The following is a 25,038-nucleotide window of genomic DNA, read 5'->3' as shown; positions in this document are numbered from 1 at the left end:
ATCCAGAATGGAGAGTGGACGGGCGGCTGTCACGCCGCCTGGAGCGGGTTATCGCTCCTTGGTCCGCCGCTGATCCAGCAAATGACGTGCATAGCCAATGGGACTGGCATAGGTTCGCCGCCACTCCTCCAGCATACCGGCCTTCTGGAAGCTGTAACGCAAATCACGGCCATTGCATTCGATAAACATGGGAAAACCCGCACCGGTCAGACCAATATCAAAGCCGAGATCCGCGAGGTTCGGCAAATGCGCGCTCAATGTGCCGGCGGCATGCAGACAGAAGTCGGCAATGCCGCTCCGGATTCGGGTGATTTCAACCTCCGGCAAATGGGAAAGCACGGTCTCAAGCCGGTAGACGCTGCCACCCCGCGCAACATTGGTCACGGGGCTGCCGGGTGCCGCCACCTTGGCTGCAATGCCTGTGACCGCCCACTCGCCACTGCCGCAGCGTTGCACCGATACTCTCAGATCGAACGGAGAGCCTTGATACGTGGCTAACGGCAAGCGTTGCTGAACCATGTAACGTCTGGCTCTTAGTTGCCTTCGCAGCTGAAGGGGTAGCCCCTTGGTGAAGGACCGGGTCCGCCAGCCACCGCCACGATGGGGATAGGTGAGCTGCCAGCCACTATCGATCCGGTCTAGCTTCATAACCCCGCGCCCGATACTGCTGTTATCTGGTTTGACAATGAGTGAATCATAATAGATCTTCATCTCGCGCACCGTCTTGGCTGTGGCGGTCATTGTCCCAGGCAAGTGGGGGCGCAGCTGCGTATCCTTCATCAGCAGTTGATGAAGATAGAGTTTGCTATATCGATTCCAGCTGTTGAAGATGTAGCTGCCGTAACTCTGCAGCTCTGCCATTTGGCGTCTGGCTGCCGTCGTCTGTTGGATTGTCCGGTTGTGGATAACCTCCGGCAGGGGTATCCGCACGCGCTTGTAGTTCCCTTCATGCTTGATAAAGGCAAGCACTGACCCGTCTGAACGCAGATCTCCCAGTCGAAAAAAGCATAGAGCAACTTCATAAAGCCGTGCCGCATCCTCGTAGAAGCGGATCTGCTCCTTGCCGGTTCTTGCGGTGGGGATGCCCCAGTACAGTTTCGGGTCCAGTAGAATGCCTACATAGGGCAGCTGCATTCGCCTCTTCCTCTCCGGTCTTAGATGTCTCTGCCATACCTTATGATCGCCATGGCTTGCAGGTATAGACGGATGGTGACCGCAAATACCCATCTTTGCCCGTGCAGGGCGAGAAGACTTACCCGAGCCTTGGCTGAGACATACAATGTAGGGCAGAGCACGAGGGAGGGATGTAGGTGGGAGACAGGCGCAAAAAGAAAAAGTATGAAGTGACGGAACGAAGGATTCGGCGATACTGGCGAAGCCTGGGGATGGAGGATGCCTGGAAGACACAGCATGGGGAAGCAGCAGTTCTGCAAGACAAAGATATGACATGCTTGAAGGACTCCTATAAGAGCAGTATCTGGAAGCTGACGCTTCAGACAGGTGGAAAAAAGAAAGCCGTTATTCTGAAGGTTCATAAGCCGCTGCGCAAGTCCAGACCGGAGAGCACGGTAGAGAAGAATATCTACCGTCGGGCGCGAAAAGTCCTGCAGCCCTTCATGCCGCATATTTATATGAGTAAGCGTAATGTTCATGACCGCGGGGATTTGTGGACCTTTATGGAATATGTTGAGCCGGTCAAAGGCCAGATCGTCTACACTCCGGACCATTTTGCCCGGATTATTCCGTCGCTGGCCCGTATGCATGCCGCGACCTATGGAAAACGGCTTGTGGCCTATAAGGCGATGTTCGGGGACTGGATGCCGAGGTACGACAGCAAGGCGATGCAAGAACAGCGTGAGCAGACAAGACGCGATACGCTGCACTATTTGGGAGAAGCGATGAAAAGGCCGGCATTGAAAATTATCGTGAGCCCGTACGAGCGTGTGCTTCGCCGTCTGTTGGAGAAGGGACCGGAGTACTGCCCGGAAGTGACCAAATCGGGTTTGTGTGTGGTTCATGGCGACTTGCATACGGCCAATATGGCGAGTCATCGTGTGAAGGAGGAGGATTGGCAGGTCAGGCTGATTGACTGGGAAGGAGCGAAGATCGCGCCTTGCTGGTACGATATTGTCAACCTGATCGGTGTTTTCCTTGCTTATCGACGGGAGTGGAAAAACGAAGAAGATCAAATTACCCGGGCGGCAGTGGACCTCTACGCGCGGGAAATGCAAAAGCACGGCGTCGTCTTTGAGGAAGCGCCGCTCGTGCTCTACCGGAAGGCCTATCTCCAGCGCGTACTGGAGCGCGGGTTGTACCTGCAGCTGAACTGGGCGGTAACCGGGAAGAAAGAAGCCAAGCTGCTGCGGGTTTATCTGGAGAAGATCTGGGTGCTCAGCAAGCTCTTAAAGCTGTAGTCATGCTATATCAGGGCGTAGGCAGCTCGGATGAGAATAAAGCCTGGCGAGCGGCGACAGCGACGATACTGTCGCCGATGTTCAACCCGCTATACTGCCACGTCCCGAGATCGTTCAATGCGTAAACGACGCTAATTGTTTTCTTGTCGACGCTTTTCCATTCCCGATCCCCGACGTAAGCGGTCACTTCAGCGGTCACGCTATTCTCGGATGTAGTGAAGTTCATTTCCTCATCCTCGACGACCAGCTCCAACAACGGGAATTGTTCGCCTCTCTGGGCGCCTACGGGAAGTCCAAGCAAACTGCTGGTATCGGTTTGAAGATCGTGCAGTACTTCTTCCGGCGTCGGCTCCGGTGGCAGCTTCATGGGTTCATTGCTGTTGCCGCTGCAGGCAGCCACGCATAGCAGCACCAATAGCCATCCTCCAATCATGAATCTCCGTTTGCTCAAGGCAAGCACCTCCTTCGACATCTTTTTACCCATTATAACATACGGTTGCACCATCGGTTGTAAGCCTTGTAGCACTCCGCTGCCTCACCACATAAGATGGGAGAAGTACAGTAGAGTGAGGGATGCAAGCCTATGACGAATGCATATGATCCGGTCGGCTATGAGCATGGCCGCGCAGCCGGATTTCAGAAAGGCAAGGAGGACGGTTACCGGCAAGGGTTTGAGGCGGCCAAACAAGCTGCCGAGGCGCCGCAGCCGCTGGGCGAGATTAGTATCCGGTGGCGCGAAGCCGGCTGTGCCGAGCGGATCGGCGCCCATCTTGGAGTCCAGGTCGTCCTCAATGATGCGGTAATGGAATGTCTGAAGGAAACGGTGAAAAGCGCCATCTGGAAGCTGGAGATGAAGCGGGCTGGCGAGCCACAGCCGCTGATTCTGAAAATCTTCAAGGCGCCTGTAGCCGGTCAGGACCTGAATGAACTCAATCTGTATCGGCACGCTGCCAGTCTGCTATCAGAAGTCATGCCGGATATCTACCTGATTCTGCCCCACCCGGTGACAGGCGATGTCTGGGTCTTCATGGAATATGTGCCGCAGTTAAAGGGGCAGGTCGTATTTACACCCGATCACTTCGACAAGATTATCCCGTCGTTGGCCCGTCTACATGCCAAAACCTATAACGATCGGTTTTATGAGCAGTGGGATGTCTTCTCGGAATGGCTGCCGATTTACCAATCCGCCAAAGTTGCGATGGAGCGTCAAAAAACAAACACGGACACCCTGACATATCTGGATAAAGCTATGGAGCGTCCGGAGCTCAAGGAGCGGCTGAAGGATAGTTATGCGATGCTCCAAAAGGTTCTCGTCAAGGGGCCCGATTACTTTCCGCAGCTGCTGCAGGCGGGTCAGAGCATTATTCATAATGACCTCCAGACGCCTAATATGGGATGCGCGAATGTAGCCGAAGAGCAATGGACCATTAAGTTTATTGATTGGGAAGGGGCGCGTTTTGCGCCATGCTGGTTCGACCTGTTTAATCTGGCAGGGGTATTCTTTGCGTACCGCAAGGATTGGCGCAAGGATGAGGATGCGGTCATTGAGCGCTGCTCCCGCTTGTATGCTGAGGAGATGCAGCGTCACGGCATTACGTTTGCGGAAGAGCCGGCGCGTCTGTACAAGATGGCCTATTTGCAGCGAGTGCTGGAACGGAGTCTTTATTTGCAGCTGCATTGGGCTGTCGAGGGCCAGAAACCGGCGTTTCTGCTGGATACGTATCTGGTCAAAATTAAGGAATGGGGCAAGGAACTGGGGCTGTATTCGTAATTGAACACTTACGACGGGAGAGGGGGGTGCTTGTGAGTACGGGTCATGATCCACTGGATGCGGCGGATATCCTGCTGGGGCCGGAGCTGTCCAGATCGGCACTGCTCCGGGCCCCAAAGCTTCAGACGAGCCGGGATTTTACGCTGCGAATCGACCGCACGATGCCATTCGAGTTTGTTGCCCGGTGGCTGCCTGCCTTTTGCGGATTGTGGGGGGCCAAGGTAACCTGCGACTACTCCGACTACGATGCCGCTTTGCATGGAATTGGCGGTTCGTCAGCCTATGACGGTTATGTCGTTTGGCTGGATTGGCGAATCTATGCATCATCCATGTCGGCCCGGGAAGCCGTGGGCTGGCTCGCCGAGCGCCTGCAGCAGTTACGGCAGTCTACCGACCGTACCATCTGGGTTAACAACTGGCCGGAGGCTTCCCTTGTGGATGAACGGCTGTTCAGTTTTCGGACCCGTGACTCCGAGCGTTCCCGTCAGCTGAACTACTGGCTCAGCGAAACACTGGCGGAGCAGACGGCCTGTGAGTGTATCGATCTGAATGCACTTGCGCGGACAGGTGAGGACCTCTGGGATCCGCGCAATGATGCGGCCAGCCATTATCCGTTCTCGGGAGAGGCAACGCTTGCCATTGCTCGGCACATGGGTGTGCATCTGCTGCCGGCAGCCATGGGGCCTCGTCTGAAGGCACTGGCTCTCGATTTGGACGATACGCTCTATCGCGGTGTATTGGGCGAGGACGGCATTGACGGAGTGGCTCTGACCGACGGGCATGCGGATTTGCAACGACTCCTGGCGCGGCTGAAGGCGTCCGGCATGTTGCTGACGATCTGCAGCCGCAACGAGGAGCAGGATGTTAGGGAGCTCTTCGAGAAGCGGGAAGATTTCCCGCTGCGCTGGCTGGACTTCGCCGCGGTGGCTGCGAATTGGCAGAGCAAGCCGGATAATCTGGTCCGATTGGCCGCCGAGCTTAATATTGACCCCTCAGCCATGCTGTTCCTGGATGATAATCCTGCGGAACTGCTCCGTATGGCAGCTGAACAGCCTTCGGTGCATATTCTGAGAGCGGAAGCCGACGCGTCGCGAACAGTGGAGAAGCTCGCGCACTTTCCTGGCTTGTACCAACTGCGTCCCGATGCGGAGGCGAGCTCCCGGACAAGGGATGTTCAGGCGAACCGGCAACGAGAGCGGCTGCGGAGCGAGGCTTCCGATCCGTTGTCGTATCTGGCGAGCTTGCAGATGGTCCTGCGTCTGCATCTGAACGAGGCAGACCATGTCCAGCGGCTTCATGATATGAGCCACAAGACGAATCAGTTTAACCTTGCGCTGCGGCGGATGTCCCTGCAGGAGGCGCAGCTCATGATGGACCCCGGGCAGTATGTGACTGTAACGGCTGCGCTCTCGGATCAGCTGTCCGATAGCGGCATTATTGGTGCGTTTGTCTGCCGGGTTGAGGGCAAGGAAGCTAGGCTGATAGAGGCTCTCCTCAGCTGTCGCGCTTTTGGTAGGGGGATTGAATCACTTATTCTGGCTTCGCTGCTGGAGCTTCTAACTCAGCGTGGCGTGAAGTGGCTCCGTATGGACAGGGCGGAAGGTTCGCGCAACGCGCCTGCACGGGAATGGGCGGAGCGGCTGGGGCCAGAGACAGGCGGAAGGTACTCCGTCCGCAGGCTGATAGGCACGCTTAAGAAGCAACTGGGGAATCATCCTGCGAAGGTGGAGGTGGTGTAATGAGCCGGGAATTGCGGCAACAGCTGCTGGAGCTGCTGGCTGAGGTGCTGGAGGTGCCGCTATCGCAAGACAGCAATCCGCAGCGGCACAGCTTGGACAGCTGGGACTCGCTGAAGCATATGGAGCTGATTCTGTCGCTGGAGGAAACCTTCGGTATCCGATTTACCAGCGATGAAGTGGCCAGCGTGGAGTCGCTGGAAGATCTCGTGCGGATCATCGAGGTGAAGCTATGAAGCAAGCCATCACCGTCGAACGCTTCGGCATCCGGCTGCGGCCGGTTGCCCTGGCGGATGCGGCATTTATTTACCACATTCGCCGGATGCCGGAGCTCGCTCGCTACATCGGTGACATCGGGAGCGACTATGATGCTCATCAGGCCTGGATGGCTGATCATCTGAATCGGGAAGACGATTATTACTTTGTCATTGAACGGCTGGATGGCAAGCCGGTGGGTACGATTGCCATTTATGATATCGCCAAGGGAGAGGGCCACTGGGGCCGCTGGATCATTCTCCCGACTGTCCCGGCTGCGCCTGCCAGTGTCTGGCTGGCGTTTCAAATCGCGTTCGAGCGATTGGGGCTGACCAATATCTACTCGAATACGGTACAGGATAACGGACGCGTCGTATCCTTCCATGAGCGGTGTGGATTGGAGCGTCTCAGAATAGACCAGGGCGGGCTGACGATCCGGGGGCAGGCCTATGACATGGTGATCCACCGGGCAAGCCGCCACAATTGGCCGCAGATTCAGCAGCGGCTGGAGCGTGCGGCCAGGATGGCCCAGCGATTGATTGAAGAGTCATAACTATGGAAGGACGATAAATGGCTGTCCCGAGCGGTCTTGCGACCCCGAGACAGCCATTTCTTTAGGTGATCGGATGCATTACGGCATCGGAAACCCAGTCAATGCTTTGGCATATTCGAATGGAGTAGGCAGGATGGACGGCAACACCCGCTGCTCGTCTTCTGTCCGTCCGCACTTGATTTCTGCTGCATAATCGATTTGAATTTCCAGTATCCATACTTTACCGCCACCATCGATAACGAGGTCTACGGCAGCGTCGCCCAAGTGCTGCCACTTATCTTGAAGACGGTCAAGCATCATCATGCACACCTTGTTAATTTTGGACAATCTGGCCTGAATCTGCTCGTCATTAAGGTGATATATTTTGCGAAGCGCGTGATCGCCGCTCATGATGCGCTTGCGATTTTTGCTATTGGAGATAATGCTGCCCTCTTTGGCAATTTTCGCCTCCATCCCTGTGCACATCCACGCACGATGCTTGTTCCGTTGGAAATAGACTCGGAAGTCTACCTTGTTACGATGCCGGTTAGTGAAGGGGATGGCTTGCTGAAGCAGATAGAGCTGACCGGCGACTTGCTTGCGCAAGATGAGCTTGGTGATTTTCTCGGGACTACGGATGTAACGATTTCCTTCGTAGTCGGTCAACTCAATGCCCTCGTCCTTGGCTGTTACATACATCATACCTTTTCCGCCTGCAAGCGATGTCGGTTTAATATACAGGGATTTGTACTCCCTCAGCATGTCATGGAGGTCAGCGGCTGTATACTTTCTGGTATGCGGCATATGGCGTTCGAGAGAAGGATGGGTGGATAGCAAGTGCCATTGATCCCACTTGTTTACATTTCCATACGGGTAATTGAAGATCCGGTCGCCAATCACACTCCGAAGTTCACGGTATATCTCTGGCTGCATCAATGCCCGATTAAAAATGGACGAGGGATATGGGAAGACGCCTTGCTTGAAGCTTTTCGTTGCCGGGTCGTAATACAAGCCTTTGATTGTACGATTAGATACATCAATGTCACTGCGCTTGAACAGATAGATAACGCCTTTCAAAGCATCGTACCGGGTAAATCGCGGCAGCTGCTTGCTGGGTGACAACGCATAGGTTTGCTTGATATGCATCCCGATTACGGGTCCGATGTGCAGATGTTGACCCTCCCAGTAATGCTGCAAGGGGACATCAGGGATTGTCAGCCGATTGCTCACCTGACGTGGATAGATCACCCGACCCGGTGGCAAATCATTGTTGATTTCAACCGGATAAGCCTTGGTGAACGCTCCGTAATGAAGCGTAATTTTCCCGGAAGTTAGACGATGACGGGCCAGCGTGGACTGGCTGATGAGGATCCGATTCATGCTTCGCAACGATTGTTTTTTTAGGAGGAAGGCTGCTGTATCGTCCATCTTTGTATGAGAGGAGCCTTTGACGAGAACGACTTTGCTTGTGGAAAAGCAATCCCTGAGGGCGAAGTGCAGCTTGCTGCGGTCAGTGAAGTGCTTGATCCGTGATGCGGGATACCCGGCTTCGATCGCGCCTTCGCCAATCCAGCGGGCCTCCTCGCCGTACGTGTACAGGAAATCAAGTTGTTGTTGCGCTGCGTACCGACCCACCTCCCGGTGTCCTTGGGCGGTATAATTGCCAAGCTCCAGCATGGTTCCCAGCACTGCAATGCGCTGCCGGCCCTTGCCCAGCTCAGACAACACATCAATAGCGGCCCGCATGGATTGTGGGTTCGCATTAATGGTGTCGTCGATCAGCAAGGATTTGTGTTGAAGCGGATGTACGTTCAGTCGTTTGTGCGGTACCTTGTAGCTGGCCAGGCCGCTTCGAATTTCTGCCGCCGTGAAATGGTGCTGATCCGCAATCGCGATTGCAAACAAGGCGTTGTACACGTTGTGGTGACCAAAGACGGGAATGAAGAAACGCTCCTGTTGGCTTCCAAGACGAACGACAAACCGCATGCCATGACTGGTATACCGCACCTCTTCGGCGCGATAGTCTGACGGCTGGTCGATGCCGACGGTCAGGAGGCGGCCTTGGAACTCTTTGGTTTCCAGCAGGCTGGAGTTTTTGTCATCCTTGCAGATCAGCAATAGGCCCTTTGGATTCATGTGCTTGATAAGGGCAGATTTGAATTGAGCAGTAGAGCGGATACTGTTGCCGAGATTTCCGTAATGGGCTGTGCCGATGTTGGTGATGACCGACACATTGGGGGTCACATGCTGGCAATGCCGGGCGCCGGCGCCTTGCTTACCCATTCCCATTTCCAAGACGACTGCTTGATGCTTTGTGCTCAATTGATTCATAGTCTGCTTGGTATGGCCGGGCAGATTACGGTTATCCGTTGTGGTGAGTACCTTCCATTTCCGTTTGAGGATGGCTGCAATGAACTCGCGAGTTGCTGTTTTGCCACAGCTCCCCGTGACGGCAATCTTGGCAATTAATTGGGGTTTGGACATCCAAGTAACCTCCTGTAGCTTAGTTCTCCAGCGATTTGGCAACAGCTAGCCGGGCCAACAGCAGAGTGGGATCGATACAGGTCATGTCTGATTCGAGATGTTTCTGTAGCAATGGAATTTCCGTGCAACCCGCTACATAGCGCCGGACGCCTGAGTGATCGTATTGCGCAAGCATGGCATCCAGAGGCTTTAACCAGTTGCCCGGCTCGGGTTCGCCAGCTTTCATCCGGGCAACTGCCTCGTCGACGAGGCTCTGCTCTGCGGCGGCTGGTTCGATAAAGCGAGGATATGTTCCACGCACAGCCCGCGGGTATAGCTGATGCCGGATTGTTGTCTCGGTGGCCAGCAGCAGGATCGGCTCCTCCGAGGCCTCTTCCTCAAGACAGGAGACGGTGTGCTCGATCATACTCAGAAAAGGAATGGCTAGCTGGCTACGCAGCTCCGCCGTCCATCGGTGGGCAGTATGACAGGGCATGACAATAAAATCAGCACCTGCAGCTTCCAGTTGACGGGCGGTACGTATCAGCTCGGGTAGTGGAGACGCTGTCCTGCCGGAAGCTTCATAGGAACGGGGAGGAATGGCGGGATTATTGTAGATGAGAATCGGCAGATGCTGCTGGTCGCAATCGGCAGACGTGTTGGCCACAATTTTCTCGAACAGATCGACGGTTGCCCGTGGACCCATCCCACCGAGGATGCCGATCGTCTTGGTTTTTCTATAGCTGGTCATAGATTTTCTTCAACTCCCTGGCCCTGCCAACCGCATCATAATACTGTTCGATATAGCGTCTCCCTGCGCGTCCAGCTCGGCTCCGCAGCTCGGGATGACGGATGAGCCGTTTGAGAGTGGAGTAGATATTGGCAGGTGAGGCACTGATCAGCGGCAGTCCAGAAGGGTAGGTAGGCAGCAGCTCATCCTTGATATAACAGACGACCGGCTTGCCGAGCGCCATCCCCTCCAGACTGAACACGCCGCAGGACCCTTGCAGCAGCTGATCAATAATGATGTCTGCCTGGCGGTAGCGGGCAATGGCTGCCTCATGCGTCAAGTCCTGTACAAGCTCAAATTCGAAGTCAAAGCCGCGTGCCTTCAGCCGGGCTACGGCTTTCAGCACATACTCCGTCCCTTTCACGTACTCATGGGTCGGTGCATGCAGAATCAGCGGTCTGGTTTTGCTTAATGCAGGGTAGGCAGGCAGAAATTTGGACAAGGTGACGGATTGGCGGAGCAGGTGGATGTGCTTGTAGTAGGGCTTGATATAGGCCAGCAATTCATGGTCGGCAACGATAGCATGGTCGATGTAGCCGGAGAGGATGTGCAGCTCGCGCTGAATCGCCTCCTCACTACGCCTGCGGCCGCTTTTTACACGCACATGGGGATTGTCTGCCGTTCGTGCTACCGAGAGCATCCGCACATCGGATCCGCGATGCTGAACGATCAGCTTCTTGCCATGCCGTTTTAAATAGCGAAGATCACTATGATCCTCGAAAAACGTCTGGCCGAAATGAAAGTGAAATACATCGTACCGTTGTACAGCCTCCGAGAGCCACTGCTCCCGCGCCTGCAGACGCTCTCTACGCGACAACCTCTCCAGATGCAAGCAACGATCCGGGTGCTGGGGTACGCTGCGCTGACGGAAGTGGCAGGAGGTGGCCCTCACCCCGATGCTCCGCAGGGCCTCGCACATCTCAATCATTTGTCTGCCTACCGGCAGATGAAGGACTCGCATCAGCTCCCCTACTCCCCGCCGCCGAGACGGAGCACCGTGGCTTTGCCGCTAAGTCCACGTGTCACATTTCGCGTGTCGTAGATTAGGCTGGCATGCTCCATCAGCAGAGATACAGGCAATCCCTGATGTGCGGTAGCGATAATGGCGACATCGCTGTCCGCAATCGTCTCTGGACTCAGGCTAGTGCTGAGCAGGCTGTCCCCTTCGAGGGTAATCCAAGGCACCAGCTCGTCATGATAAGACACCTCACAGCCTTCCTCGACCAGCAGCTTCAACAAATCCATCGCACTGGACTCCCGAACATCGCTTACATCGGGTTTGTAGGTGACGCCGACGACGAGAATGCGGCGGCCGCTCAGCGATTCGGTATGAAAATGCTCACGCAATCGCTCCACAATATATTGAGGCATACTCTTGTTAATATGCTCGGACAGTTCAATGAACCGGCTGTTCATGCCGAGCTGCTCCGCTTTCCACTGCAGATAGAGCGGGTCCACGGGGATACAGTGGCCGCCAACGCCGGGGCCGGGCATGAACCGGGAGAAGCCATAGGGCTTGGTGGCGGCAGCATCGATGATTTCCCAGACATCCAGCTTCATACGATCGCATATGCGTGCAAATTCATTGATGAATGAAATGTTGATAAACCGGTACGTATTCTCCAGCAATTTGGTCATTTCAGCCGACTCCGGGGTGGAGACACTCACCAAGCGATCGAATACCGAGTTATACAGGTGATGTGTCTGAACCAGGCATGCTTCGGTAATGCCGCTGATGATTTTGGGAATGGAGGGGAATGGATAGGCGCGGTTCCCGGGATCAATCCGCTCGGGGGAGTAGCCAATATAGAGGTCATCACCGGTACGTAGACCGCTCTTCTCCAGAATCGGCATCAAGACGTCGCGGGTCGTACCTGGATAGGTGGAGCTCTCCAGAATGACAAGCTGTTGTCTAACCAAGTGAGGCGCCAGCGACTCCGCAGCACTAATGAGATAGCTTAGATCTGGTGTCTGGTCGCGAACCGGGGTCGGTACACAGATGATGATCGCTTGCGCTTCCCGAATGGCGCTGGCTTGGTCCGTTACCCGCCACCTGCCCGAACCGCCCGCCTCGACTAGCAGATGGTTCTCGATGTCCGGAAGATAGCTTTCTCCCCGCTCGATAGCCTCCAGCTTGCGTGGGTCCTTGTCCAGACCGATCACATGGTAGCCCTGCTGATAGAAGGTCAATGCCAGGGGCAGCCCGACATACCCGAGCCCCACTACAGCAATGGTACGGTACATGGTTCATCTCCACCTTTTCTGTTCAGATCGAATTATCGACAGCTTATGCACCGACTCTACGAAAGGCGTGGGCAAGACTACCAGCATAAAAAAGAGAAGCGTACTAGGTGGGTGGCGGGTCCGTCCGACCAGTTGCGACATACATTGTGGGAAACGTAGTTCATAGTTTGGTTAAGGAGCGTGTAGCGTTTGAAACCTCTCTCGATCCTGTTCGTGACCTATGAATACCCTTATCCGGACGGAGCCTTCGGGGGCAGCGGGATTGCCACAACTTACTACGAGCTGACGCAGGGCCTGGCGCAGCGGGGACATGATATCACGGTCCTCACCCATTCGCCTGAAGGAGAACTCTCCTATATTGACGGTCACGTGAAAGTATGGCGGATCCCGTCCGACCCGATGCGTTCGGATGCGTACCCGCGCGTCCGCTCCCGGAGCCGGGCTGTCGCTCAGGCGCTGGAGCAACTGCTTCAGCGCTATGCTTACGACATCGTTCAATTCGCTGAGTTTAATGCCGAGGGATATGATTTCTTCCAGGTTCGGAACACGAATCCGCTGCTCCGCAAGCCCAAGGTAGTCGTTCGGCTCCATTCCTCCTCCAAGCCCTATAAGAAGCAGCATCGACTCCTGACGCCTGACGAGGAGCGGAATCTACGCATGGAACGCAAGCAGCTGCAACGCTGTGATCTTGTCATCTCGCCCTGCCAGGCGACTTGGGACGCTGTGCGCCGAGCCGTCGGACTGGATCAGACCAAGCCGGTCGCCTTCGTCGGCAACGCCATTGATGCCACATTATTCAATCCCAGTACCAAGACTAATAAGGAGCGCTTTGTGTTTGGCTATGTAGGCAAGCTTAGTCAGGCCAAAGGGGTGGACACAATCATTCAAGCCTTTGCCCAAATAGCAGATCGCTGCGGACCGGAAGCGGAGCTGCATCTGGTAGGCAGACCCAAGAGCGCGGGGGATGGAACCAACTATTATACCCGGTTAATCAAAGGTCTTCCCAAATCGGTGCGCCGCCGCATTCATCATGTCAACTATGTGCCGCGCCATGAACTGATTCAGCACTATCAGAGCTTCCGCACCTTCTTGTTCGGCTCACGCAATGAGAATGTCCCGAACACATTGCTGGAGGCTATGGCTTGTGGCCTTCCGGTCATTGCAAGCAGGGTTGGCGGCGTGCCGGAGCTGCTCGGGGAGGGCAATCCATCCATTATGTATGACTATGGGGATGTCCCTGCGCTTGGTGAAGCCATGCTGACCATGTATAAGGACGACAAGCTGCGCAAACGGGCGGGTAAGCATAACCGCCGCCGGGTGGCAGCTCACTATGACGCAGCTGTCATTCTGGAAGCTTGCGAGGCCGTCTATCGCAGATTGACAGGCATTTATATGTAGGGAGGGAATCAGGTGAGTAAAATTGTCGTGACGGGCGGCGGCGGCTTCATCGGGTCGCACCTGGTACGTGCGCTGCTCTCGCAGGGAAAGCGAGTTACTGTGCTGGATAACTTCTCTACCGGCCATCCTGGCAATCTGAGCGAGGTCCAGGCGGATTGCGAGATTATCGAAGGCGACATCCGAGATTATGCGACGGTTCACAAGGCGGTGCGCGGGGCCACAGCTGTGCTGCATCAGGCCGCTCTTCCATCGGTGCCCCGCTCGATCAGAGATCCGCTCAGCAGCAACGAGGTGAACATTACGGGGACCCTTCATGTGCTGCAAGCCTCCGCTGCCGCAGGGGTGGAGCGCCTGGTATTCGCAGGCTCTTCCTCTGTCTATGGCAATCAGCCAGGGCTGCCGAGGGTGGAGACCATGCGCACAGCTCCGGCTTCGCCCTATGCACTGAACAAGCTGGCGGGAGAAACCTATGCCAGGCTGTACGCTGAGCTGTTCGGGCTGGAGACGGTGACGCTTCGTTACTTCAATGTGTTCGGTCCCCGCCAGAATCCGGACTCGGAATATGCCGCGGTTATCCCCAAATTCATTCGTGCCATGCTCTCTGGCCAGTCCCCGCATATCCATGGCGATGGCCGCCAATCCCGAGATTTCACGTACATCGACAATGTGATTGAAGCCAACCTCCTGGCGCTGAAGGCGCCCTTGCTGCGAGGGGAGGCGGCCAATATCGGCGGCGGGGGAAGTGTTGCGCTAGCTGATATTGTTGACCGGATCAACGGTATGCTTGGCTTGCAGATCGAGCCCGTTCATGGCCCCGACCGGCAAGGGGACGTCAAGCATTCCCATGCCGATATCGGATTGGCAGAGCGTCTACTGGGCTATCGGCCGGTCGTCGCCTTCGACGAGGGCTTGAAACGGACGCTCGGCTGGTACCAAGAGAACAAGGGAGTGGGATGAGGATGGAAGCCAAAGTATTGAATAGCGGACGGTTGATGGATCGGATTATTCGGGCGCTGGAGCAAAAAAAGCCGTTGTCGGTCATTTCAGTCGGCGCGACGGAGAGCTACGCGATGGCCCAGTACCGGATCTTGTCCGAAGAGGAATTTATGAATCACAAGGAAGCGATTGTGACGAACAGTGGGGTAAAGCTCCGGGGGTTTACTTTTCCGAATATTGCCCTCAGAAACGACTTGGTGGCGGCCGTCAAGCAAGCGGATATTGTCGGGTATAACATCCAGTTGCGCAATACGATGAAGGCTGGCAAGATGACCGAGCTTGTCTTCAAAACCTATGGGATTCAGCCCAAATACGTCTATGATTCCTTGATCCGCCGGGTTGTCATGTTCTCACAGCGTCCCAAATTCAAAGATATGATGCGCGGACGCAAGGTCGTGCTGATCGGCAACACGGCCAAAGCTGCTCGCAACGAGATGAACCGGCGTTGGAAGCATAAATTGAATTTTGAGATCGTTGCTTCGCTGCCGATCAAGTCCTATACCGAGATTGGCAGCGTCAAACGCAAGCTTGACAAGCTGGACTATGATCTCTGCTTGTTATCGGCAGGAGTTAATGCGATTGTGCTGGCTCCCTACATCGCTCGTACGCATGGAAAGGTCGCCTTCGATATCGGCCAGGGCATGACGTCGCTGGCAACCAAAGAAGTCGTGGAAACGGGCTTCATCCGCAAGGTGGGGCTCAGCAAGCTGATGAAGATGTAAGATGAATGTCTAATGAGACAGCCAGGTTAAGAGGTTAAGCTAAAAAGAAGGCTGCTCTGACCGTGAATGCGGCAGAGCAGCCTTTTAAAATGTATTTTTGTATGCTGTGGATCAGATGTGCCAGGCCACCCGCTGGTTATCTGCTGTAGCGCACAATTGTTCCTCGCGCTGGGAACTGTGAGCAGCCCTTGCTTCAGGGGGCAGTCTTCTGATTACCGAATATCGATTCATGACCGCAGGAGGATACTGAGTGCTGAGTGTAGCTCGTTTTCCTCTCTCTCCGTCTGTCTCAGCCATCCAGCCCAGCTATCAGCTTGCGCAGTCGCTTGCCGGCCTTGTCGCCAAACAGGATGCCACCCAGCGAGATCAATTGCTCATCGGGGATGAGCTCCAACATGTCAAGAAACAGCGGATCTTCATAGTATGCCTTTAATTGCGGTTTGATTCGATCCAGACTCGGCTTGCCGGGCTTGCTGCTCGCTGGCTGGCCGTATCCGAGGTAACCTGCCTTGATCTGCCGATTGATGACATTGCCCAGATGAAAACCGTGGTGGGGCCGGTAGCGGAGCTTGTCGATGCCCTTGAAGCCGATACCCCGTTCAATCATATGGTACAAGAATTCCTCATTTCCCTTTCCTCTGGTCACGATATCGCCGACCTCATTCAAGTTCTCCATATAGTAATCAATGACTGGGGTCATTTTCTGAAAATACTCATCGACTCTGAAAAAATGCAAACCCGATAGTCTGCGGGTACCGGGCCGAATAGCATTGCTGAATGGCAGACCTGTCGTCTTGCAATGATGCAGATGGGCTTCAAGCATAGCCGGCGATTCCTTGACGATCAGAAAGTCGACATCGCCAATATAGACGTTTTGAAACCCTTTAAGCTCCTTGTAAGGGATGAGCCACCGCAGTGCTTTTTTGATCTTGGTCCGGGTCTGCGGATCGCCAGGCGGCAAAACAAGCTTACGCATATAGTTGGTCCGAATCTCGAATGAACCAGGAAATCGCTGCTCAAGAAGCTGCAGGCAGCGTTCTTCGTTCCGGTCAAGCGTGCCTTGCGTAAAAATTTTGATCCCGTAATCCGGGTAGTTGCTCAGGATGCTGTAGATATAGAAGGGGATGAACCGCGTATAATCGCCAAAAACAAATGGCGCAATCCCCATCGCTCTCATATCCTATCACTCCTCTCCATACTCTTCTGTATTGTATGCGACGGATTCGGGCCTGCAAGGGATAAGTGCACCAGGCGGTTCGGGGCCCGCCTGCCGAATTCCCGAATCGTGGGACGAATGCCGTTGCCTTATGCGCGGCTGTACATACACTGTGGGTAGCAATGATTACAAAACTGATGAAGCAGGTGAGGAATATGCCGAAACGAAGCAAAGTGAAGCCTGGCTCACGAACGGGGCTTCGGCGTTCTCTGTTCACCATCCCTCCTACGGACACCCCCAAGGTCTCGGTCATCATCCCCGTCGTCAATGAACGCCGTACGCTGGGCGCGGTGATTCGTCAGGCCGCCTTGGCTCATCCGTCCACGGAGGTCATCGTCGTCGCCAACGGCTCGACCGACGGCTCTGCGGAATTGGCGGAACGCATGGGGGCCCGGGTGCTTCGCTATGCTCAGCCGCTGGGACACGATGTGGGCCGGAGCATCGGAGCCCGCGCGGCCCGGGGAGAGGTACTGCTGTTCACTGACGGGGATATCGTCATAGCCGCCAAAGACTTGGCAGCGATGACAAATGCGGTCATCGCCGGGGCTGACGTGGCGTTGAATCAATATCTGGGGCCGACGGGACTGATGCACGTGCACGGCGTCGTGCTGGCAAAGCATGCCTTGAATCTGATGGTAGGGGATGCTGTGAATACGGGCGCGTCGCTGACCACGATTCCGCACGCGATGAGCAGGCGCGCCAGAGATATTATTGGCTGTGAGAATCTGGCGGTGCCGCCGAAAGCGCAGACCATCGCCGCATTTCACGGTCTACAGGTGCGGGCGGCCCATTATGTGGAGGTGGGACGACGCAATCGCCGCCGCGCGAGAGGCAGGGTGCGGGGCGTCGATCCGCTGGAGCGGCTCATTATCGGCGACCATCTGGAAGCTCTGGCCTGGCATGTGGCTCAAACTGATGTCAGAGGCCGTCTCACCGATGGCGGACGCAGCCGCGAGAGTGTGTGCTGATGGCGGCGCGTATGGCAGGCAAGAGGGGACCCGCAAAGCGCAAGGCGCGTCCTGGCACTAGAGCGAGATTGCGTACCGGCGTGCGCAAAGGGCCGGCAGCCAAGCGAAAGCCGCTCCGCCGCAAAGGCGTGGTCAGGCGCCGGGCGAGAGCACCGGTGTCCCAGCAGCATGCGGCGTACTGGGCCGGCAGGGCCTATACAGCAGGCTGCGCAGCAGCTACGGCAGCTGCAAATCACCGGTCTGTTGAGGCTCCGGGTGAATCCGAGCATGCCCGCGTAAACGAGGCGTGGGCCACCTGGTGCCAGGCTGCCGGCAAGCCGCCCTGGACGCTCTATTCCGCCGCAGCCGCCCGATTCATGGAGGGATGGCGCAGCATGGCGGGAGGCTACGATCAACGCTGGGTGCTGGTCCCGACAACCAAAACAATCGGTGTAGTCATTACTGTTATGAACGAGCAGGAGACAGTGGGAGCGATCATTGCGGAGCTGCAGCGGTTGCCGCTGCATGAGATGATCTTTGTCGTCAATGGATCGACTGACGCCAGCTTCGAGCGGATTCGTAATCAATCCTCGAGTATTATCGTGCATTATGATGAGCCACTAGGCCATGATGTCGGCCGCGCGGTCGGAGCCAAGCTGGCGGATTCAGATATTCTGTTGTTTCTGGACGGCGATCTGCCAGTCAAGGCAGAGCAGCTCGTGCCGTTTGTAGCGGCCATTAGCGAAGGGTCAGACGTGGCTTTGAACGATATTTCGCCGCTGCTTGGTTTATTCGCGGTACGGGATAAGGTAACGGTTGTCAAGGAATTCGTCAACCGCGCCATGGGGCGAGCCGACCTGGCAGCCAATTCACTCACAGCGGTGCCGCATGCCCTCAGTCGGGAGGCCTTGCTCCGCATCGGTGCGCCGCAATTGTCCGTCCCCCCCAAAGCGCAAGTCATAGCTATCGAGCAAGGACTCAAGCTAGTCTGTCCGGCCAGCGTCGACGTCATTAGCGGCAATCGGATCCGCTCGCAGAATACTGGCGGCAACAATGCGGTAGCACAGATGATCGTGGGCGACCATATCGAAGCGCTGCAGGCGGCGATGCAGCGTCGCGGCGCCCGATTGGGATTTCCGGATCAGCTGCGGCAGCGCGGCTACATCATGTCATAGAAGGGAGAGCCTATGTCAAAAACGAGCATCATCATCCCCACGTTCAACGGCAGGGATCTGCTGAAGGACTGCCTCTATGCGATTCGGCAGCATACGCCGGAGCCCGTGGAGATCATTGTCGTCGACAACGGCTCAACCGACGGAACTGCCGATATCTGCCGCCAAGAGAAGGTGACGTTCATCTCGTTGCCCGCAAACCGTGGGTTTCCTGCCGCTTGCAATGCAGGTCTCAAGCTGGCCTCTGGCGATTCGTTGCTGCTGCTGAACAATGATGTGCTGGTAACCCGGGATTGGCTGAAGCATCTGCTTGCCTGTCTGCACAGCGAACCAGAAATCGGGATTGTCGGACCTTTGACCAATTTCGCCAGCGGACGTCAGCAGATTACCGAACCCTTCACCCATGTGGACGATATGACGGAACGCTTTAACCGTCAAAATCCGGGGAGCTGGCAGCCTGCTCAGCGGATTGTCGGTCTCTGCTTCCTGTTCAAGCGCGAGCTGTTGGAGCGAATCGGCTTCCTTGACGAGCGGTATGGGCAGGGCCATTACGAGGACGACGATTATTGTTACCGTGCCAGGCTGGCCGGTTATCGGCTGATGATCGCCGGTGATGTGTTCGTGTTCCATCATGGCAGCTCCAGCTTCTCGCGCGACGGAGAGCAGCGGGTGCAGGAGCTGATCGAGCGCAATCGCCAGCAGTTCATCGCCAAGTGGCAGGTTGATCCGGCAGTCTTTATCTAGAAGGAGAGGGAGGATCTTATGAAAGGCATCATACTGGCTGGCGGTACCGGCAGCCGGCTCTATCCGCTCACGAAGATCATCAACAAACATTTGCTTCCGGTTGGCCGGGTGCCCATGATCATCCATAGTGTGGAGAAGCTGCGCAAGGCGGGCATCAAGGACATTCTGCTCGTGATCGGTACGCATTCTGCTGGCATGTATACCCAGCTCCTCGGCAGCGGGGAGGAATGGGGCGTGCAGTTAAGCTACAAAATCCAGGAAGAAGCCGGTGGGATTGCGCAGGCGCTGAGCAGTGCCAAGGCTTTTGTGAAGCCGGATGAGCGTTGTGTGGTGCTTCTCGGCGATAATCTGTTCGAGGATGATCTGAGCGGATATGCTGCGGATTACGAATTGCAGGAACGGGGAGCAAGAGTGTTGCTCAAGCAGGTGCCAGACCCCCGGCGTTACGGCGTCCCCGTACTGGATGGTGACCGCATCGTTTCGATCGTGGAAAAGCCGGAGCAGCCGCCTTCCTCTTACTGTGTGACAGGGATCTACATGTATGATTACAGCGTATTTGACATCATCGATGGCATTGAGCCCTCGGCCCGCGGTGAGCTGGAGATCACGGATGTCAATAATGTCTATGCGTCGCGGGGCGAATTGGGGTATGCGATGCTCAGCGGCTGGTGGACCGACGCAGGCACCTTCGACTCGCTGCAGGAGGCCGGCAATCGTCTGATGGGGGGGAGCAACTGATGAACCGAGTGCTCGTTACCGGAGGCTTGGGATTTATCGGCAGCAATTTCATCCTGCATATGCTGGATCAGGAGAAAGGATGCGAGATTATCAACCTCGATGCCCTCACGTATGCGGGCAATCCGGATAACCTGGCTGCGGTCCGGCAGCATCCCGGGTACCGCGAGGTGCATGGCAGCATTACAGATTCTTCATTGGTCAACGCTCTGATGGCCGAAGGCGTTGATGCTGTCATCCATTTTGCCGCCGAATCGCATGTCGATCGCAGCATCTCGGATCCCCGCCCCTTCATTGATACGAATGTCGTTGGCACCCAGGTACTCCTGGAGGCCGCCAGAATGCACAAGATTCCCCGTTTTCTCCACATCTCCACGGATGAAGTCTATGGCTCGCTCGGCGAGCATGGCTACTTCACAGAAGACAGTCCCATCATGCCCAATAGCCCCTACTCTGCAAGCAAGGCGGGCTCCGACCTGATCGCTCGCGCCTATAGTGAAACGTACGGACTGCCCGTTATCATTACGCGCTGCTCCAACAACTATGGTCCCCGCCAATATCCGGAGAAGCTGATCCCGATGGCGATCATTCGCGCGCTGCGAGATCAGCCGATCCCGATCTACGGAGACGGGTTGAATATCCGGGATTGGCTGCATGTCGAGGATCATTGCCGGGCCATTCATCTGCTGCTTCATCAAGGAAAGGCTGGCGAGGTCTACAATATCGGCGGTCATAACGAGCATACGAACCTGGAGATTGCCAGGCTGGTTCTCCAGCATCTTGGCAAGCCGGAGTCGCAGCTGGAATTCGTGACCGATCGCGCGGGACACGACCGCCGCTATGCCATTGATGCGGGCAAAATGAGCCGTGAGCTGGGATGGCTGCCGCAGCATACCTTTGCCGAAGGACTGCGTCAGACAGTGGAATGGTATGTCGCCCATCCCGGCTGGTGGGGCCGACTTGTCGATGGTTCTCCTGGTCAGCCCTGATTCAAGAAACGAATAGCAAATGGAGGCTTAAGCATGCATACAAACGATACAGTCAGTCCGGAATCGCAGACGATTCCGGAAGCGGCGGCAGCCGGCAGGGAGGCGGGCTTTCGGCGCGGCCACGAGGAAGGCTATCGCATCGGTATGCTTCAGGGCGGTCTGGCCGCTCTTGAGCCGCCACTGCTGCCAGTGAAGGCTGTTCATGTGCTCTATGTGACTGCCGGCATCGGTGTGCCCTACCCTGCTCTGGATGCGGCGGTCATTGAGGCGCTGCGATCCCGGGCGGCGAAGGTGACGGTGGCTTCGCCTTCGGATGACGTAGCCCAGACAGCAGCCAAGCACCGGCCGGATCTGGTCCTGGTACTGAACGGAGTTGTGTTTCCGGCGGAGCAGGTCGAGCAGCTGCGCAAGCTGGGCATCCGGACAGCTGTCTGGTTTACGGATGACCCGTATTACACGGACTGGACGAGCGCCATTGGGCCGCGTTATGACTACATCTTCACCCTGGAGCAGAGCTGTGTTGCCTTCTATGAGAGTCTTGGGTGTCGTCAGGTGTATTATCTGCCATTCGCTGCAACTCCAGCGCTCTTCCATCCGCGTCAGGTGGCGCAGCAATACCAGTCGGACATTTGCTTTATCGGCACAGGCTTCTGGAACCGTATCGATCTGATTGACCGTCTGGCACCGTATCTGCAGAATCGCAAGGTAGTGATTGCGGGATGGTGGTGGGACCGGCTGAAGCACTACAATCAGCTGTCGGACAGTATCCGGCTGGGTGATTGGATGACGCCTGAAGAGACGGCAAGCTATTACAACGGGGCCAAGATTGTCATCAACCTTCACCGTTCGGTAGACGATGACACCATCAATGCCAACCGGATCAAGCTGCCTGCAGCCTCGCCCAATCCGCGTACGTTCGAGATATCAGCCTGCGGCACCTTGCAGTTGGCGGACGTGCGCGCGGATCTGGGCAACTGGTACAAGGCCGATGAGGAAATTGCCCTCTTCTCCACCTACGAAGAGTTGATCGCCAAGCTGGAACACTACCTCACCCACGAGGAGGAGCGCCGCAAGATAGCGCTGCGAGGGTTGCTGCGGACACGGAGACATCATACGTATGACTGGCGCCTGCATACCCTGCTGGAGCATGTATTCCCGGGAGGCGTGACAATATAGTTGGCTGTACCTGTCCGGGCATCCGTCATACGAATATATATACTCACAGGATGGAGATGAGGAGGAGCAGAACATGCAGCGTGCCAGGAAGAGGCAAAGGGTGAGATTGCGCCGTGCCACTGGCCGGACTGGCAAGCGCCGACTACCCGCAGGCGGGGGCGCGGCGGCAGAGGCGCAATGGACGCAGCGCCTGCAGGAGCAAGCGGCCTTATCCTACAATCAGGGGTACGATGCCGGCTATGATGCAGCATTGCTCAGCCGGCAGGCCGAGCCGGCAGCGGAGCTGGACCGCCTCAAGGAAGAGGCCTATCGGCGTGGTTTGTACGAAGGTGGCGAAGGGATTGTCGATACCATTCTGCCAGACGAAGAAATGCTGCCGGATATCGGCGTGCAGCACATTATTGAAGCTGGCATCCGGGCCCTGCAGCCGGCCAAGATTCATGTGCTGAACGCCATGGAGGTTACAGGCCGACTGGGTCATGCCATGAACACGGGGCGGCCATTGTCCGTGGTCAGGCTGGGTGACGGGGAGTTGCTGACGATGGCGCAGGGGACCGTGCTGAGTGACGAAGAATTGCTGAAGCAAGGCGACTTTCTGCCGTATGCAGGCATCCGGCTGCCGGATCACGCCGCCCGTAACCAACTGGTCGAGGCGGTATGCAAAGCAGATATCGTCGGCATTCCCAAGCTGCGCTTACCGAATTTTCAGCCGCTTGCTTTTGCTGTATTCCGGGCGCACGGGATCGATTACCGGCAGCTCCAGCTAACGCTGTCGACGGTTAATTATGCCATTTATCTGGAGCGGTACTTGCCGGTTCTGCTTCAGGGACGGCGGGTGCTGATTGTCGGCAACGCTGCGGAAGGGCTGGCCGCGGCGCTCCGCGGAGGCGGTATTCAAGTGGCCGGTACGGTCGCGCCTGTGGAGGGTATCCAGGATGTGCCGAGGGTGATGCACGCGATCAGCAGCCATACCTTTGACATTGCACTGGTCAGCGCCGGCATCCCCGCAGTCATCATTGTGCAACGCATCGCATCCGAGCTTGGCCGGACGGCCATCGACTTCGGTCACCTTGCCGATGCTTTCAGCAAAGGGGAGGCAGTCTTATGAGCAAACCGTTGCAGATGGAGGGCGGGTATGCCGACGGAGCCAGGAAAGGCTATGCGCAGGGCTTCGATGATGGCTACAGCCGCGGGGTTGCGGCAGGCAGTGCCCAATTTTTGATGCCTTTTCAAGGGACCAGTATTATTATTCCGACCTATAATAAAGTCCATTATCTACGGGAATGCATCGACAGCATCCGCGCTTATACGCCGGAGCCCTACGAGCTGATTATCGTTGACAATGCCTCCAATGACGGAACGGGTGAGTATCTGCGCTCGCTCCAAGGCGTCCGGTACCGGATCAACCCGGGCAATCTGGGTTTTGCCGGTTCGGTCAATCAGGGGCTGATGATGGCCAGAGGAACGACCTTGATGATCCTGAATAATGATTCGGTGGTTACTCAGGGATGGCTATCCAACCTGCTATATTGTCTGCATCACAATCCACAGCACGGCATTGTGGGACCGATGACGAACTATATTAGCGGGGATCAACTGCTGGAGGTTGACTACGCGACAATGACGGAGATGCAGGCGTTTGCGAGCGCCTATAACCGTCCGGATCCGGCAGCATGGCAGGTAACCGCCCGGCTTACGGGATTTTGCATGCTCATGCGACGGTCCACCTTTGAGCGGCTTGGTTATTTTGACGAAGGCTTCGAGATTGGCAACTGCGAGGATGATGATTACGGCTTGCGAACGCGCATACTGGGGGAGCAGCTCATTATCGCGCGGGATACGTTCATTCATCACTATGGCAGTGTGTCCATGAAATCGCTGGAAGGCAAGTTCGACGAGGTGTACGGCCGTAATCTGCAGTACTATGCCGACAAATGGTCGGACCCGCATGGTCTGCTTGCCCTTGGCTGGCAGTCAGGAACGTCGGTAAAGACGACAGAACTGTATCCGACCAGCATCGTCGTCAAAGGGCCCGGCCCCAAGCTCTACTGGATAGAGGGCGGATTCCGCTATCAGATCGAGGAAGGCCCGGGCGGTCCCTGCGAACAGAGAGCCGTGCGTGTCTCCAGGGTGGATCTGTCGGGGTGGCCGCTGGGCGGGGTGTTCACCTCCGAGGAGGTCCTGCACCGACTGGCTGCCATTCGCGAAGCCGGTCTGTCGGGTAAGCTGTGCGACGGATTGGTGGTAAGCAAGCCCCGGGGAATGTATCAATACCGTGCGGGACAGTGTCATCGGTTCATCAATCGGCGTGCTGTTGCCGGCTGGAATTTCACAGAGGATGCCATCCACAGTCTAGTTGTGGAAGACAATCTGCCGGAGGGCGTTCCGTTGATTGCCCCGCCGCTGATCAAGTCGGAACATATCTAATCCCATTATTAGGAGGATGGAGAACGATGATGAAGCGCAAGAAGAAGAGCGCAGGGGCCGCAGCAGGCAAGAAGCGAATCCGCAAAGTGGTACGAAAAGCTCCGTTACGCAAGGGCGTCAAAGGCAAACGCAAAACTGGCCGCCGTCTCGTTGCCCGCAATAGAAGCGCGAGCATCCCCGTAGCACCCACCGCTGCAGCCTATAATCAGGCCTTCGATGCAGGGTTTGATGAGGCTTATAATGACGGATTCAATGTCGGTTATGCAGAGGGCATGGAGGCCGGCCACCAGGAAGCTTATAAAGGAGCATGA

General features: G+C 56.2%; 24 protein-coding genes. 17 read left to right on the top strand and 7 right to left on the bottom strand.

Annotated elements, in window-relative coordinates; genetic code table 11:
* Window positions 1–48 precede the first annotated feature (48 nt).
* Window positions 49–1,134 (bottom strand): YheC/YheD family endospore coat-associated protein, encoded by a 1,086-nt coding sequence (locus tag F556_RS0113715; RefSeq protein WP_020617539.1) that lies wholly within the window; start codon window positions 1,132–1,134, stop codon window positions 49–51.
* Between the two features lie 176 nt (window positions 1,135–1,310).
* Here F556_RS0113715 and F556_RS0113710 point away from each other — a divergent pair, with 176 nt between their 5' ends.
* A complete protein-coding gene (locus tag F556_RS0113710) occupies window positions 1,311–2,414 on the top strand; it encodes a phosphotransferase (RefSeq protein ID WP_020617538.1) in 1,104 nt (367 codons plus the stop codon).
* A gap of 10 nt (window positions 2,415–2,424) precedes the next feature.
* Here the strand turns inward: F556_RS0113710 and F556_RS0113705 are convergent, their stop codons facing one another.
* Window positions 2,425–2,865 (bottom strand): hypothetical protein, encoded by a 441-nt coding sequence (locus tag F556_RS0113705; protein ID WP_020617537.1) that lies wholly within the window; start codon window positions 2,863–2,865, stop codon window positions 2,425–2,427.
* 132 nt (window positions 2,866–2,997) lie between these two features.
* On the opposite strand from F556_RS0113705, the gene F556_RS0113700 reads away from it, so the two are divergent.
* The 4 genes from F556_RS0113700 to F556_RS0113685 are packed head-to-tail and all read left to right on the top strand — an operon-like array spanning window position 2,998 to window position 6,729.
* Window positions 2,998–4,185 (top strand): aminoglycoside phosphotransferase family protein, encoded by a 1,188-nt coding sequence (locus tag F556_RS0113700; RefSeq protein ID WP_020617536.1) that lies wholly within the window; start codon window positions 2,998–3,000, stop codon window positions 4,183–4,185.
* 32 nt (window positions 4,186–4,217) lie between these two features.
* Window positions 4,218–5,924: an HAD-IIIC family phosphatase gene (locus tag F556_RS0113695; RefSeq protein WP_020617535.1), complete on the top strand. Its 1,707-nt coding sequence runs from the start codon at window positions 4,218–4,220 to the stop codon at window positions 5,922–5,924.
* Complete coding sequence (locus F556_RS0113690; protein ID WP_020617534.1) at window positions 5,924–6,157, top strand: acyl carrier protein; 234 nt, start codon at window positions 5,924–5,926, stop codon at window positions 6,155–6,157. The genes F556_RS0113695 and F556_RS0113690 overlap by 1 nt, the downstream gene beginning before the upstream one ends.
* Entirely contained in the window at window positions 6,154–6,729 is a 576-nt protein-coding gene (locus F556_RS0113685) for a GNAT family N-acetyltransferase (RefSeq protein ID WP_020617533.1), read from the top strand. Before F556_RS0113690 ends, F556_RS0113685 begins: the two co-directional genes overlap by 4 nt.
* A 78-nt stretch (window positions 6,730–6,807) precedes the next feature.
* Here F556_RS0113685 and F556_RS36285 read toward each other — a convergent pair whose 3' ends face one another.
* From F556_RS36285 to F556_RS0113665, 4 genes are read right to left on the bottom strand one after another with little or no spacing between them, the layout of a single operon-like run.
* Window positions 6,808–9,192: a YheC/YheD family protein gene (locus tag F556_RS36285; protein WP_020617532.1), complete on the bottom strand. Its 2,385-nt coding sequence runs from the start codon at window positions 9,190–9,192 to the stop codon at window positions 6,808–6,810.
* Between the two features lie 19 nt (window positions 9,193–9,211).
* Window positions 9,212–9,922 (bottom strand): cysteate racemase, encoded by a 711-nt coding sequence (gene cuyB, locus F556_RS0113675; RefSeq protein ID WP_020617531.1) that lies wholly within the window; start codon window positions 9,920–9,922, stop codon window positions 9,212–9,214.
* A complete protein-coding gene (locus F556_RS34005; RefSeq protein ID WP_020617530.1) occupies window positions 9,909–10,922 on the bottom strand; it encodes a glycosyltransferase family protein in 1,014 nt (337 codons plus the stop codon). The genes cuyB and F556_RS34005 overlap by 14 nt, the downstream gene beginning before the upstream one ends.
* An 8-nt stretch (window positions 10,923–10,930) precedes the next feature.
* Complete coding sequence (locus F556_RS0113665) at window positions 10,931–12,205, bottom strand: nucleotide sugar dehydrogenase (RefSeq protein ID WP_020617529.1); 1,275 nt, start codon at window positions 12,203–12,205, stop codon at window positions 10,931–10,933.
* Window positions 12,206–12,394: 189 nt separating this feature from the next.
* Between F556_RS0113665 and F556_RS0113660 the strand changes: the two genes are divergently transcribed.
* The 3 genes from F556_RS0113660 to F556_RS0113650 are packed head-to-tail and all read left to right on the top strand — an operon-like array spanning window position 12,395 to window position 15,321.
* Window positions 12,395–13,603, top strand: a complete 1,209-nt coding sequence (locus tag F556_RS0113660) for a glycosyltransferase family 4 protein (protein WP_020617528.1) — start codon at window positions 12,395–12,397, stop codon at window positions 13,601–13,603.
* 12 nt (window positions 13,604–13,615) lie between these two features.
* Entirely contained in the window at window positions 13,616–14,560 is a 945-nt protein-coding gene (locus F556_RS0113655) for an SDR family oxidoreductase (protein WP_020617527.1), read from the top strand.
* A 2-nt stretch (window positions 14,561–14,562) separates the two neighbouring features.
* On the top strand, window positions 14,563–15,321 hold the full coding sequence (locus tag F556_RS0113650; RefSeq protein ID WP_020617526.1) for a GT-D fold domain-containing glycosyltransferase: 759 nt from the start codon (window positions 14,563–14,565) through the stop codon (window positions 15,319–15,321).
* A 289-nt stretch (window positions 15,322–15,610) separates the two neighbouring features.
* Here the strand turns inward: F556_RS0113650 and F556_RS34000 are convergent, their stop codons facing one another.
* Window positions 15,611–16,498 (bottom strand): hypothetical protein, encoded by an 888-nt coding sequence (locus tag F556_RS34000; RefSeq protein WP_020617525.1) that lies wholly within the window; start codon window positions 16,496–16,498, stop codon window positions 15,611–15,613.
* Window positions 16,499–16,692: 194 nt separating this feature from the next.
* On the opposite strand from F556_RS34000, the gene F556_RS0113640 reads away from it, so the two are divergent.
* The 9 genes from F556_RS0113640 to F556_RS33990 all read left to right on the top strand — a co-directional run bounded on the left by F556_RS0113640 (window position 16,693) and on the right by F556_RS33990 (window position 25,038).
* On the top strand, window positions 16,693–17,505 hold the full coding sequence (locus F556_RS0113640) for a glycosyltransferase family 2 protein (RefSeq protein WP_020617524.1): 813 nt from the start codon (window positions 16,693–16,695) through the stop codon (window positions 17,503–17,505).
* Window positions 17,506–17,516: 11 nt separating this feature from the next.
* The gene (locus F556_RS36280; protein ID WP_157272768.1) at window positions 17,517–18,659 is read left to right on the top strand and encodes a glycosyltransferase family 2 protein; all 1,143 of its coding nucleotides are present in this window, start codon (window positions 17,517–17,519) and stop codon (window positions 18,657–18,659) included.
* 12 nt (window positions 18,660–18,671) lie between these two features.
* The gene (locus F556_RS0113630) at window positions 18,672–19,400 is read left to right on the top strand and encodes a glycosyltransferase family 2 protein (RefSeq protein ID WP_020617522.1); all 729 of its coding nucleotides are present in this window, start codon (window positions 18,672–18,674) and stop codon (window positions 19,398–19,400) included.
* An 18-nt stretch (window positions 19,401–19,418) separates the two neighbouring features.
* Window positions 19,419–20,138 carry a sugar phosphate nucleotidyltransferase gene (locus F556_RS0113625; RefSeq protein ID WP_020617521.1) on the top strand — a complete coding sequence of 240 codons (720 nt, stop codon included), beginning with the start codon at window positions 19,419–19,421 and terminating at the stop codon, window positions 20,136–20,138.
* Entirely contained in the window at window positions 20,138–21,124 is a 987-nt protein-coding gene (rfbB, locus tag F556_RS0113620; RefSeq protein WP_020617520.1) for a dTDP-glucose 4,6-dehydratase, read from the top strand. The genes F556_RS0113625 and rfbB overlap by 1 nt, the downstream gene beginning before the upstream one ends.
* Before the next feature lie 33 nt (window positions 21,125–21,157).
* The gene (locus F556_RS0113615) at window positions 21,158–22,300 is read left to right on the top strand and encodes a CgeB family protein (RefSeq protein WP_020617519.1); all 1,143 of its coding nucleotides are present in this window, start codon (window positions 21,158–21,160) and stop codon (window positions 22,298–22,300) included.
* 100 nt (window positions 22,301–22,400) lie between these two features.
* The gene (locus F556_RS0113610) at window positions 22,401–23,408 is read left to right on the top strand and encodes a GT-D fold domain-containing glycosyltransferase (protein WP_245583065.1); all 1,008 of its coding nucleotides are present in this window, start codon (window positions 22,401–22,403) and stop codon (window positions 23,406–23,408) included.
* Window positions 23,405–24,727 (top strand): glycosyltransferase family 2 protein, encoded by a 1,323-nt coding sequence (locus F556_RS0113605; protein ID WP_020617517.1) that lies wholly within the window; start codon window positions 23,405–23,407, stop codon window positions 24,725–24,727. Before F556_RS0113610 ends, F556_RS0113605 begins: the two co-directional genes overlap by 4 nt.
* Window positions 24,728–24,753: 26 nt before the next feature.
* The gene (locus F556_RS33990; RefSeq protein ID WP_020617516.1) at window positions 24,754–25,038 is read left to right on the top strand and encodes a FliH/SctL family protein; all 285 of its coding nucleotides are present in this window, start codon (window positions 24,754–24,756) and stop codon (window positions 25,036–25,038) included.

The organism is Paenibacillus daejeonensis DSM 15491 (genome assembly GCF_000378385.1).
Lineage (GTDB): Bacteria > Bacillota > Bacilli > Paenibacillales > Paenibacillaceae > Paenibacillus_D > Paenibacillus_D daejeonensis.
Note: the sequence above shows the minus strand (reverse complement) of the source record. Positions and strands in the feature narration are given on the sequence as shown.